The following is a 12,522-nucleotide window of genomic DNA, read 5'->3' as shown; positions in this document are numbered from 1 at the left end:
AATTTATTATTTAAATCTAACTAAAACAAAAATACTGTTTACAACTTGTGTTTATAGAAAGCTTTATAAGCCGGCAGTCTTTGAAATAAGGACTTTAATAGCGGTTATATATACAGTAAGGTGCAAATGCCTCTCTTTAATATCGATAATCGTTAATAAATGTTGTTGTCCGCTTACTTTTATTGATTCTAAACGAAGCAGATTCATCATCACATATAGTCTGTAATAGCTTAGGATGTATAAAAGTATGCCTTTGAATTGTAAGCTCATAAAAAAGTAAACGTGGAAAAATTTTTAATTTAATATAGCTTTTCGTAAGTTGTACTTTATTATTGTCTTAAAGAGCCGTTTTTTCTCTAATTTCAGTTGTTTGTTGCTGAATTTTTAAGCTTCTACGTTGACAATTGGATATTTTTCAGTCGATATGCATGCACGAATATTTTATGCAATCTAGATAAAGGTGTAAGAATAATGGCAGAGCGATCACAACACCTGCAAGATGTGTTTTTAAATACGGTGCGTAAGCAAAAAATTTCCCTTACAATTTTTCTTGTCAATGGCGTTAAACTCACGGGTATTGTAACTTCATTTGATAATTTTTGTGTTCTTTTGCGCCGAGATGGACACGCGCAATTAGTTTATAAGCATGCTATTTCTACGATTATGCCTGGACAGCCTGTACAGATGTTTGAGGGTGAAAGTCCTGAGTAAACATATCATTTTAAGATAGACCTCTTATCCCATTTAAAAGTACTTAGATTGCTATGATAAATGAAAATGAGAGATTAGGAGGGGTATTTTCGCAGAATACAGGACAGGTGCGCGCACTTGTTTTGATACCGATTTTTCAAGAAAATAGAAGTGAAAGCTCTTTGAGAGAGTGTTCTATATCTTCTCGTGTTAAAGAATCATTGGGGTTAGCACGTGCTATAAGGTTAGAAGTTGTTAATTATGAAACGATAAATATTGCAACGCCTCGCTCTGCGACTCTCTTTGGAAAAGGTAAAGTAGATGCGTTAACCTGTTATATAGATGAATATTCTATTGAGCTTGTGATTGTAGATCACTTTTTAACGCCAGTACAGCAGCGTAATTTAGAAAAATTGTGGAATTGCAAAGTTATCGATAGAACGGCTTTGATTCTTGAAATTTTTGGGGACCGTGCACGAACAAAAGAAGGAGTTTTGCAAGTAGAGTTAGCGCGTTTGTCCTATCAAAAAGGGAGGCTTGTGCGGAGTTGGACGCACTTGGAAAGGCAACGGGGGGGGCGTGGCTTCCTAGGTGGACCTGGTGAGACGCAAATTGAAGCAGATAGGCGTCTTTTACAAGAAAAAATTATTCGTATTCGCCGCGAATTGCAAACGGTTATTAAAACGCGTGCACTTCATAGAGCAAAAAGGAAAAAAACATCTTATCCTGTTGTGGCACTGGTAGGATATACGAATACAGGAAAGTCAACTCTCTTTAACCGTTTAAGCGGTGCAGATGTTTTAGCAAAGAATATGTTATTTGCAACGCTTGATCCGACTTTGCGCAAAGTTGTTCTTCCCCATGGAAAAACTGTTCTTTTGTCTGATACTGTAGGGTTTATTTCTAACTTGCCAACGAATTTGATTGCAGCTTTTAGAGCAACCCTTGAAGAAGTGGTTGAAGCGGATCTCATTCTTCATGTAAGAGATATGTCAGATCTTGATCATCGAGCACATGCCCAAGATGTTTTAGAAGTGCTTTCAAGTCTTGATATCGATATTGATGATATGGAGCACATCATAGAAGTTTGGAATAAGATTGATATGTTAGATGAGCAAGCATTGAATGTTTTACAAACAAGCGCAAAGACGCGATTAAATCCTGCTCTCATGGTATCAGCACTTAAAGGGGATGGACTCGATCAATTATTAAGAGCCATTGAAAAGCTAATTTTTGGAGAGGTGCAAAGCATTGAATATCTTTTACAACCTCATGAAATGTCGCTTATTGATTGGTTTTATGAAAACTCTGCGGAAATAGTGCAAGAAGGGCATGATGATGGGTCTATTACCATTAGAGCGGTTGTTACTTCTGAAGCAAAAAAACAACTAGAGAGCCTCAAAAAAATATGAATTAAGTTCTTTAAAAATATTTTTGAACATTTGTGCTTAAATTTTATATTTTTATTATCTCAAAATAATATGACAGCAAGTTAAGAGGATAGTTACTACTTTCTCTTAATAAAACAATATGAAGAAGTATTTTGCTGGTTAAAATAAAGATGAGTCTTACATGTAATAAAAGACTATTCGTACGTACCGTATGGCGAAGCATTTTGATTGTTTTGCTATTACAAATTCTATGTGTATCTTTGATTTGGTTGTATTATTTTGTCCAGCCCCGTGGTTACCAAGCAACTTTAACATTTTCATTATCTGATTCTGTAGGAAAGCCATTACCAATTAAAAAGCAAGACAATGTTATCGCTTTTTTGTTTTCACAGCCTATGTTCTTCAATGATTCGAATTTTTCTTTAAGTGCTTCTTATAAGAAAAAAAATCATGAAAATATCCGTTTATCGCGTCATGGTGATTTTATCGATCTTATTTTTGAAGCCGAGACACTTGAAGCAGCTCAACGTGGGTTGGAAACTTGGTTTTCCGCATTTTCACAAGCAATCATAAAACAGAAACAATTCTTGTTAAATGATAAATTAGAAGACAAACAATATGATAATATTGCAATCCTTAATATCGTGCAGGAATTTCGTAAATCTATTGATTCTTTTATTCAGCGTGGTGTAAAACAAACAGAACTTCATAATCTTTTGATGCAATTAACGCAAGCAACTTTAAAGCGTATTCATTTAACAAGTTTGAATTCAACGATTAACATGATGCGTGAAAATGGGCAGTCTTTACTGTTTTTATCGTTTATTGCAGGCAATTCAGCAATTGTTTCTCTGGAATCTAAACGTGATCTCTTGGAAACGCAAAGAGCACATATGGCTGCACAATTAGGGTGGACACATCCTCAAATTAAAGCGATGACTGCAGAATTAGAGACAGTTTCTCATCAATTAAAAAATAAAATTTTACAGATTGTTTATCAAGTTCATTCAGATGAGGTTATTGCAACGGAATTGGAAAAACAGCTTCAAAAAAGGGTGAGTTTTTTTATAAGAGATCAATCCCAATCTTTGAATGAAATATTTAATGAATTTGAAAATAAAATAAAAGCAGCGATCGATGTCCAAAATAAAGCGATGAGCAAGTCTGTTCAACGAAGAGAAAAAGTCATTGGTTCATATTGGGGATTGAGTGATAATCCTCTTCTCTTACAAAATACAAATATCCACGTGGTTATGCCAATAACGTTAGCACCAATTTCTTTTATGGCTCTTTATGGAAAAAATATTCTTGTGAGTGCATTGGCCAGCTTCCTTACTCTTTTGCTAGGAATCTTGTTATTCTATCCGTGCTTTAAAAGGAAAAAAGACCAAATCTCAGAAGAGGATTTGAGATCAAAAGAAAATTCTCTTAAGAAGAATGAGAATATTTTAGTCTCTCAAGAAATGAAAAATTTTGAAGCTTTTATTACGATAGAGGGATTATCTGATGTTTTGAAATGGCGTGCTTCAACCATTATTTCAATCATTGGACCAGAGGCTGCACGGACAGCGGCAAAGCTTTCACTTCATCTCACAAAAGAGAACAAAACAATTTTGTTGGTCGATATTTCTGGTCAACAAATAGAGAAAGTCATTGGTCCACATCGCGGACTGAGTGATATTTTAACGGGCAATGCCAAGTTGCATGATGTTATTTACCGTGATTATGATACGGGGGTTGATATTCTTCCTCAGGGGGTAACAAGTGCCATTTCAGCACAAGATTTTTCAAATGATATTTTTCATATATTACAAGAATTTAAAAAAGAATATGATTTTATCATCCTAGAGATGGCAAGCGAACCAAAATATGGGTTTGAGCAATTTGCAGAGCTAACAGACTATTATATTTGTAATACTGTTCTTAATGAACAAGAATGGATGATGCGGATGGTAGACAGCTTTCCAAAGACTGTTTATCGCATTGTAGCATCATAAGCTTCGTAAAGTAAAAAAGAAATATGTATCGCATGTTATAGTGGTACGCTTGTTTTTTGCTAAAGTTGTAGTACATACTAAAATAGACAAAGAGTTAATGTTTAAATTTTAAAATGTATTTTAGTTGGAGAGAAGCGTGGGGCAATCAGAGATGGTAGTAAAGAGATTAAACAATAGCATTTTAACGCCTGTGCAAAAGGAAAATAGAAAACATATACAGGTGTGGCTTTACTCTATTTTATTGCTGTGTTTGGCAATTGTCTTAGTGGGTGGCGCTACTCGTTTGACGGGATCAGGATTATCTATAACGGAATGGAAGCCAATACACGGCGTTATTCCACCGATTGGTGTGGATCAATGGCAAGAGGAATTTTTAAAATATCAACAGATAGCACAATATAAGCTGCTTAATCCTGATATGACCTTAAGTGCTTTTAAGGTCATTTTTTGGTGGGAATGGGCGCATCGTGTTCTTGGGCGTCTTGTTGGTCTTGTCGCTTTATTGGGGCTCATTTGGTTTTGGGCGACTAAGCGTGTTGAAAAAAATATCTTACTCCCGCTTATTGTTGTACCTATTCTTATCGCCTTTCAAGGCTTTATTGGTTGGTGGATGGTTGCTTCAGGGATTGGGCAAAGTAGTTTAACAAGTGTGAGCCAATATCGTTTGGCATTTCATCTTATAACGGCATGTTTTGTTATTGTTTTTGTTACTTATTTATCTCGAGGGCTTGCAGAATATTCAGAAAAGCCAGCAAATCAAAAGGTGCAATATTTTGCGGCTTGGCTTGTTATTCTCGTCTTGATAGAGATTTATTGGGGTGCTTTGGTTGCAGGGCTTCATGCAGGAAAAGTCTATAATACATGGCCCCTTATGGATGGTCAGATTATTCCTGATGGATTGTTACAGCATCGTCCTGTTTGGCTCAATTTATTCGAAAATCCCTTAACGGTTCAGTTTATTCATAGATTTTTTGCTTATTTTTTATTGATTGCCTCGGCTATTCATGCTTTCTATGTACAAAAAAATGTTCCCCGTTCAACCCACTCTCGTCGTGCATTTCTTATCTGTGGTATGATTATTATCCAAGCACTTTTAGGTATTTTGACACTGTTACATGAGGTTCCGATAAGTTTGGGGCTCATTCATCAAAGTATGGCATTAGTCGTGTTGTGTTTTGTTGTTGCGCATTGGCGAGCAACAAAAGGGGCATATTGTGCTGTTGAATAAAGCTTGTATCTAGATGAAGTTTAGTTGCCTGAAAGCATTAAATCAAGGTTTTGGACAGCAGCAGCTGATGCGCCTTTTCCTAAATTATCGAATAGGGCGCTGAGATTAAAAATGCCTTCACGATCATTTCCAAATACGAACAGTTTCATACCATCTTTGTTGGCTAAACATTCTGGATTAAGTCTTTCAAGTGAAACAGTTTCTTCTTGTGATGCTACTAAAATGGTATTTTGTCCATCGTAATGGTTTGCGAGAATTTCGCGCAAATCAGAACAGTTTGCTGATTTTGTGAATAAATGGCGATGCAGAGGAAGATTCACAATCATTCCTTGGGGAAAACGACCCACACTTGGTATAAAAATTGGGGTTTGATTGATTTGTCCATAGATTTTGATTTCTGGCACATGTTTGTGTTCAAGATTAAGACCATAGATAAAATAATTGTCCTGAATATTTTGTTGAGATTGATTTTCCATTTGTAAAATCAACTGTTTTCCACCACCGGTATAGCCGGAGATTGCATTAATCGAGATGGGATAATCGGCGTCTAGCAGTCCTGCTTCACGGAGTGGACGAATCAAACTAATGGCACCGGTAGGATAGCATCCGGGATTGGTTATATAATGTGCTGCTTGGATGCGCTTTCTTTGTCCTGCTGTCATTTCAGGAAAACCGTAAACCCAGTCTGGTGCAACACGGTGGGCTGTCGAGCTATCAATAATCCTAATGTTTTTATTTTTTTTAAGCCAATGAACTGTTTCGCGTGCAGCATCATCTGGAAGACACAAAATAGCAATATCGGCTTGATTAAGATAGTCTTGTCGCAGATGAACATTATGGCGATCTTTATGAGCAAGAGAGAGTAGTTTTAAATCTGTACGCCTTTCTAAGCGTTTTTGTATTTGTAGTCCGGTTGTGCCATGTTCACCATCAATAAAAACTTTGATTAGCATTCTTATTTGCCTTCGTATTAACTTTGCCTATTATATTCAGCTTTTCACATTATAAATTATTTTTAATCATTAAATTATTGAATTTCTTTAGATTATAGATACCTTTTGTAAAAGGTGTAAACAAATAAGAGTGTAAAAAAAAGAAATGTAATCTCATTTTTTACCATTCTCGAGAGGGAAGTTTTTCGTTGTTTTTATAACAAAGAACTAAGATAAATATTTACCTCATTATTTTTGAGTGTAAGTAGTTTAAAATGTTTGGTTTGCATGGTTTGCTGTGTTATCGTTCCTTGACTTTATTTTTTTATGTTAGGAATGTGTTTTATGACTCAGCAAGAAAATGACGCACAAAAGCGCTTTTTTAATGATAATTTACAAACTGTTGATGGTGCAATTTTTGACGCAATTAGAGGGGAGTTTGAGCGTCAACAACATGAAATTGAGCTGATTGCTTCAGAGAATATTGTTTCAAGAGCGGTCCTTGAAGCGCAGGGGTCTGTTTTAACCAATAAGTATGCAGAAGGTTATCCAAGAAAGCGCTACTATGGTGGGTGTCAATTTGTTGATGTCGTTGAAGATTTAGCTATTGAAAGGGCGAAACAGCTTTTCGGTGCTGCGTTTGCGAATGTACAGCCTAATTCTGGTAGCCAAATGAATCAAGCTGTCTTTTTAGCTTTACTTCAGCCTGGTGATACATTTATGGGGTTGGATTTAAATGCTGGTGGTCACCTTACGCATGGTTCACCTGTTAATATGTCAGGAAAATGGTTTGATGTTGTTTCCTATGGTGTGCGTCAAGAAGATCAGATTATTGATATGGATGAGGTTGAGCAGCTTGCAAAAGAACGTAAGCCAAAACTTATTATAGCAGGGGGCTCATCTTATCCACGGCTATGGGATTGGGAAAGATTCCGTGAAATTGCAGATGAAATCGGTGCTCATTTACTCGTTGATATGTCTCATATTGCTGGTCTTGTTGCTGGTGGCGTGCATCCTTCACCTGTTCCACATGCGCATATTGTAACAACAACAACACATAAATCGCTTCGAGGTCCACGTGGTGGTTTAATATTGACAAATGATGAGGCTTTATCCAGAAAAATTAATTCTGCAATTTTTCCTGGTCTTCAAGGTGGTCCTTTAATGCATGTGATTGCCGCAAAGGCTGTTGCGTTTGAGGAGGCTTTGCGTCCCTCTTTCAAGAGTTATAGTGCTAATGTTGTCGCTAATGCGAAAACTTTAGCAAAAACATTACAGGGTAATGGTTTTAATATTGTTTCTGGTGGTACAGATAATCATTTGTTGTTGGTTGATTTACGTTCCAAAAATCTAACAGGTAAACGTGCTGAATTGGCTTTGGGACGCGCTCATATTACCTGCAATAAAAATGGCATTCCTTTTGATTCTGAAACGCCATCTATAACATCAGGAATTCGTTTGGGATCACCTGCTGCCACGACGCGTGGTTTTTTAGAAAAAGAGTTTATTCAAGTTGGTCATCTGATTTCAGAAGTTCTTGATGGTCTTCGGAGTGCAAAAAGTGATGAAGATAATCATGTCGTTGAAATGGCTGTTGAGAAAAAGGTAAAAGATATAACGAATCAATTTCCTCTTTACTCTTATCTTACCACTCGTTAAGGATACAAAGGATGCGCTGTCCTTACTGCCAATATGAGGATACACAGGTCAAAGACTCACGTCCAGCAGAAGAGGGGGCAGTGATTCGCCGCCGCCGTGTGTGTTCCGTTTGTGGTGGTCGTTTTACAACTTTTGAACGTGTTCAGTTGCGTGAGCTCTTGGTTGCTAAAAAAAGTGGACGATGTGAACTCTTCGATCGTGATAAGTTAATGCGATCAGTTGATGTGGCTGTACGTAAGCGCAATATTGATCCTGATCATATTGAACGAGCAATTTCTGGCATTGTACGCCAGCTTGAAAGTTTGGGAGAACCAGAGATTGCTTCAGAAAAAATTGGGCATCTTGTGATGGAAGCATTGAAAAGAATTGATGATATTGCTTATATTCGTTTTGCTTCTGTGTATCGAGATTTTCGTAATGCAAGCGATTTTCACGATGTTATAGATGAATTGTCAAAGGGTATCGCGGATACAGAATCTCGTTTTGATGAATAAAAAAGTGCAAGATGAACGGTTTATGGCTGCAGCTATTCGTTTAGCAGAACGTCATGTCGGTCTTACAGGTGAGAATCCTTCCGTTGGTACGTTAATTGTGCGAAACGATAATGGTGCTGTGGGGGCTTTTATTGTTGGCTATGGCGTAACAGCTATTCATGGGAGTCCTCATGCGGAAGTGCAAGCTTTACACATGGCAGGTTCTTTGGCTCAAGGAGCGACTGCTTATGTTACTTTAGAACCTTGTGCGCATTATGGAAAAACTTCGCCGTGTGTGAATGCGCTTATTGATTCAGGTGTTTCTCGAGTTGTTGTTGCGCTGACTGATTGTGACAAGCGTGTTGATGGTCATGGTATTGCTCTTTTGCGAGCAGCGGGTATTGAAGTGGTTGAGGGCATTTTAGCTGAAGAGGCTTTTGAATCCTTATGGACGCATTGGTGCATAAGGAAGATACAACGCTGTGCGGTCACTTTTAAAATGGCAATTTCTGCCGATAATGGTGTTGGAAAAAGAGAGAAGGGCAGCGTAAAAATTAGTGGAACACTTTCTCATGCTCATACGCATATTCTACGTGCTCAAAATAATGCTATCCTCGTTGGTATTGGTACTATATTAGCAGATGATCCACAACTCAATTGCCGCTTGCCAGGGATGGAAATGCGCTCACCAATTCGTATTATTTTGGATGCAGATTTATCTATCCCCCTTGATGCAAAAGTTGTCCAAACAGCCATAAAAATTCCTACATGGGTTATTTGTGATGTGGATCTTTCAAAGAAAAGCAAAAAAAATGCATTGGAGCAATATGGTGTGTCTGTTTATTCGGTCGAGATGAACAATGGTTGTGTAGAACCCTTTGCTCTTTTACAGATGCTTTATAAACATGGGATTAATAGTGTTTTATTGGAAGGGGGCGTCAAGACAGGGGAAAAATTTTTGAATGCTGGTTGTGTTGATCATTTGATATGTTTTCATACCCCTATTGTTTTAGGCAAAAATCGTATTGAAGCCCCTCATTTTGGAAATTATCTCTCGCAGTTTCATGAGATTGAGACAAGAATGTTTGGAAATGACCGTTTTTATAAGTGGAGACGTAAGACATTATGTTCACAGGAATTATAACGGATATTGGTTGTGTTGAAGATGTTCAACCTTTAAAGCAGGGGATGCGTTTAAAGATTTCTACCCGCTATGCTATAGAAAGCTTAGCAATTGGCGCGTCAATTGCTTGTTCAGGAATTTGTCTGACAATTGTAGAGCGAGGATTAAAGCAAGAAGATACCAATTGGTTTGTTGTTGAGGCGTGGGAAGAAACATTACGTTTAACGAATCTTGCACAATGGATAAAAGGAACTTTTGTTAATTTGGAACGTTCGCTTCGATTGGGTGATGAAATGGGAGGACATTTAGTTTCTGGTCATATTGATGGTTTGGCTGAAATCATTGATCAAAAAAATGAAGGGGATGCAATTCGTTTTTATTTAAAAGTTTCAAGACAATTTATGCCTTTCATTGTTAATAAGGGATCTATTGCACTTAATGGGACATCTTTGACTGTTAATGGTGTTGAGGATTGTGTTTTTGATGTTCTTATTATTCGCCATACACTTGAAATGACAACGTGGGGACAAGCTAAAATTGGAGATCGGGTCAATTTGGAAATTGATCAACTTGCTCGTTATGCTGCAAAACTTTTTGCTTTAAAAAGAGAAGATGAATAAGCCAACACTCTATTGATCGTTTTCAGAATTTTATGCTTTATAACTTTGATTTTTTTGATTCGTTTTTTGTGGAATTCCATTATGATGAAAGAGATAGGTAAAAAGCCTCACGTATTGATTGTTGAGGCACGTTTTTATGAGGGGATTTCTGATGCACTTTTGAGAGGTGCAGTGAATACTTTGCAAAAAGCTGAAGCAAGTTATGATGTTGTAACGGTTCCTGGAGCATTAGAAATACCAAGTGCAATAGCTTTTGCTGAACAAAACAAGATATCGTATGATGGTTATGTTGCTCTTGGTTGTGTTATTCGAGGTGAAACATATCACTTTGAAATTGTTGCTAATGATTCTTGTCGTGCATTGATGGATTTAACTGTTCATCAGCACTTGGCTATTGGAAATGGTATTTTGACTGTTGAAAACGAAGAACAAGCATGGGTGCGTGCAAAATTAGATGACAAAAATAAAGGTGGTTTTGCGGCTGAAGCTGCTTTATGTATGATCGCTCTAAAAAAGAGATTTGGAGATAATCGTTAAATATGGCTGATATAAAAAGCAGACATTTTCCGCGTTCAGCCAATAAACGTGGAGCAGCAAGACTCGCTGCAGTTCAAGCACTCTATCAAATGGATATCGTGGGTTCGGGGGTGATGGAAACGGCAGCTGAGTATGAGGCTTATCGTTTGGGAAAAGATATTGATGGAGACCAATATCTTGAAGCTGATTTTCAATGGTTTTTGGCTATTATAACGGGTGTTGTAAAAGATCAAAAGCAGCTTGATCCTCTGCTTCATCAACAGCTTTCTGCAGAGTGGTCTCTTTCACGTCTTGATTCTATATTGCGAGCAATTTTACGAGCAGGTTTATGGGAGTTGATCAACCGTAAAGATGTTCCCGTTGCGGTTGTCATGAATGAGTATGTTGACATAGCAAAGGCGTTTTTTGAAGGTGATGAGCCAAAACTTGTTAATGCAGTTCTTGACAGTATGGCAAAAAAAGTTCGCCTCTAAGAGTTACAAATCCCCCTATTATAGATCTGATATTATCAGACCTATAATATTGAAACGGTATGCAGACTATATAATTCAGTTATGGGGTGGCAAATTCGCAGGGCCTTTTATAATTTGAATTAAGAAAGGATGTTCTTTTGTTACAGTTGGCGTTGTTTGTGTAATAAAATCAAACACTTGACCGTCTTGTAATCCGTAATTTGCAACTTTTGCAACCTGATTATTTTTATTGAAGTAAATGGCTAAAACTTTGCGATCAATAATCTTTGTTTTCATAAACTGCATCCCACGATAACGTGTCTGTGAGATGTAATAAAAAACTTCATTATCATATTTTGTTTTTAATGAGGGGGTCCCTAAAGTTAAAAGAACTTGCTCTTGACTTGAGCCAATAGAGATAGAACTTAGAGCATTTTTATCAAGAACATAGCCTTCTCTATAAATTTGGCTCGAACCTGAAGAATCAAGAAGGCTACACCCAGAAAGCATTCCTATGCTTGCTATTGATAGACCAATCAATAATTTACGTTTGATTAAGGCTATTATGTGAGGCATTTGAAACAATAGTATCTCCTTTTTATACTGAGATGTAGGACAAGAAGGCAACCTCAAGTTTTTTCTAATTTTAACTTAATCTACCGTAGCTTACACTGAGTTTCCCTGTTATAAAGCAAATTATGCCATATAGAATTTCTTTAGAAAAGAAAAAAATGCATAAATACTTGAGATAAATAAAAACATAGTGCTTTACGCGTTTTTATGTTTGGGAGTTGTCAATGAATGTTCAAAATGTTCCTCAAATGACATTTGCTTTGGCTTATCCAATATCTGTACGTTCTCTACCTGCTAAAGGTATAAGGGTTCATTTTTGTGCAAACAAAAAAGAATGTACACATTTAGCCCAGAACCATGATTTAATTGAAGTAAAATCTTGTGAGGGAAAATTCCATATTTTCCCGTGGAAAAAACGCGGAGTGCGTATAAAAGGTCTGTTGCAAGCGCGTATACTACAGTTATGTGTTGTTACATTAGAACCATTAGAAAATATCCTTTGTGAAAATATTGAGGTTGTTTTTGTTCCTGAAGATTCAAATTTGATGAAGCCCAAAATATCAGAGGATACAGGGGAATTGTTTTTAGATGTGGAGGGGCTTGATACTCCTGAAGTATTTTATGATGATAAAATTGATATTGGCGCAATCATGGAAGAGTTTTTTGAGTTGTCTATTAATCATTATCCACGTAAAGAAGGGATAAAGATGAATATGGGTGAAAATTTAGAAGAAGCAGAGCGAAAATTCTCTCCATTTTCTGTTTTGAAAAATTGGAAGTGATTGTAAAAACATACAAAAAATATCTATTGTATGCTAAACGGTATTTTCTGCGAAGCGATTTTCGC

13 protein-coding genes are annotated in these 12,522 nt (G+C 36.9%); 11 read left to right on the top strand and 2 right to left on the bottom strand.

All coding sequences use genetic code 11. The annotated features are described in order from the left end of the window. Window positions 1-471: 471 nt before the first annotated feature. The 4 genes from hfq (at window position 472) to ACFIL2_RS05520 (ending at window position 5,306) form a co-directional block, all read left to right on the top strand. Window positions 472-711: an RNA chaperone Hfq gene (gene hfq / locus ACFIL2_RS05535; RefSeq protein WP_005773461.1), complete on the top strand. Its 240-nt coding sequence runs from the start codon at window positions 472-474 to the stop codon at window positions 709-711. Window positions 712-764: 53 nt separating this feature from the next. Beyond that, the gene (gene hflX, locus ACFIL2_RS05530; protein ID WP_375633154.1) at window positions 765-2,102 is read left to right on the top strand and encodes a GTPase HflX; all 1,338 of its coding nucleotides are present in this window, start codon (window positions 765-767) and stop codon (window positions 2,100-2,102) included. A gap of 149 nt (window positions 2,103-2,251) precedes the next feature. Next, window positions 2,252-4,078 (top strand): hypothetical protein, encoded by a 1,827-nt coding sequence (locus ACFIL2_RS05525; RefSeq protein WP_375680593.1) that lies wholly within the window; start codon window positions 2,252-2,254, stop codon window positions 4,076-4,078. Window positions 4,079-4,229: 151 nt separating this feature from the next. After that, on the top strand, window positions 4,230-5,306 hold the full coding sequence (locus ACFIL2_RS05520; RefSeq protein ID WP_375634488.1) for a COX15/CtaA family protein: 1,077 nt from the start codon (window positions 4,230-4,232) through the stop codon (window positions 5,304-5,306). 20 nt (window positions 5,307-5,326) lie between these two features. On the opposite strand, the gene argC is transcribed toward ACFIL2_RS05520, so the two are convergent. Beyond that, on the bottom strand, window positions 5,327-6,259 hold the full coding sequence (gene argC, locus ACFIL2_RS05515; protein ID WP_375634484.1) for an N-acetyl-gamma-glutamyl-phosphate reductase: 933 nt from the start codon (window positions 6,257-6,259) through the stop codon (window positions 5,327-5,329). 324 nt (window positions 6,260-6,583) lie between these two features. On the opposite strand from argC, the gene glyA reads away from it, so the two are divergent. The 6 genes from glyA (at window position 6,584) to nusB (ending at window position 11,123) form a co-directional block, all read left to right on the top strand. Next, window positions 6,584-7,897: a serine hydroxymethyltransferase gene (gene glyA / locus ACFIL2_RS05510; RefSeq protein WP_375634485.1), complete on the top strand. Its 1,314-nt coding sequence runs from the start codon at window positions 6,584-6,586 to the stop codon at window positions 7,895-7,897. A gap of 11 nt (window positions 7,898-7,908) precedes the next feature. After that, window positions 7,909-8,391, top strand: coding sequence for a transcriptional regulator NrdR (gene nrdR / locus ACFIL2_RS05505; RefSeq protein WP_375633149.1), 483 nt, complete (start codon window positions 7,909-7,911; stop codon window positions 8,389-8,391). Continuing rightward, a complete protein-coding gene (ribD, locus tag ACFIL2_RS05500) occupies window positions 8,384-9,514 on the top strand; it encodes a bifunctional diaminohydroxyphosphoribosylaminopyrimidine deaminase/5-amino-6-(5-phosphoribosylamino)uracil reductase RibD (RefSeq protein WP_375633148.1) in 1,131 nt (376 codons plus the stop codon). The genes nrdR and ribD overlap by 8 nt, the downstream gene beginning before the upstream one ends. Next, a complete protein-coding gene (locus tag ACFIL2_RS05495; RefSeq protein ID WP_375633147.1) occupies window positions 9,496-10,113 on the top strand; it encodes a riboflavin synthase in 618 nt (205 codons plus the stop codon). The genes ribD and ACFIL2_RS05495 overlap by 19 nt, the downstream gene beginning before the upstream one ends. A gap of 81 nt (window positions 10,114-10,194) precedes the next feature. Beyond that, a complete protein-coding gene (locus ACFIL2_RS05490) occupies window positions 10,195-10,650 on the top strand; it encodes a 6,7-dimethyl-8-ribityllumazine synthase (RefSeq protein ID WP_375611572.1) in 456 nt (151 codons plus the stop codon). Between the two features lie 2 nt (window positions 10,651-10,652). Next, window positions 10,653-11,123 carry a transcription antitermination factor NusB gene (gene nusB / locus ACFIL2_RS05485; protein ID WP_015856452.1) on the top strand — a complete coding sequence of 157 codons (471 nt, stop codon included), beginning with the start codon at window positions 10,653-10,655 and terminating at the stop codon, window positions 11,121-11,123. Window positions 11,124-11,198: 75 nt separating this feature from the next. On the opposite strand, the gene ACFIL2_RS05480 is transcribed toward nusB, so the two are convergent. After that, window positions 11,199-11,678 (bottom strand): outer membrane protein assembly factor BamE, encoded by a 480-nt coding sequence (locus tag ACFIL2_RS05480; protein ID WP_375618522.1) that lies wholly within the window; start codon window positions 11,676-11,678, stop codon window positions 11,199-11,201. A gap of 221 nt (window positions 11,679-11,899) precedes the next feature. Here ACFIL2_RS05480 and ACFIL2_RS05475 point away from each other — a divergent pair, with 221 nt between their 5' ends. Then, entirely contained in the window at window positions 11,900-12,457 is a 558-nt protein-coding gene (locus ACFIL2_RS05475) for a DUF177 domain-containing protein (protein ID WP_375618504.1), read from the top strand. Window positions 12,458-12,522 lie beyond the last annotated feature (65 nt).

It is taken from the genome of Bartonella sp. AP30XZML, assembly GCF_042195945.1.
GTDB lineage: Bacteria > Pseudomonadota > Alphaproteobacteria > Rhizobiales > Rhizobiaceae > Bartonella.
This window is presented reverse-complemented; position numbering and strand designations above follow the sequence as displayed.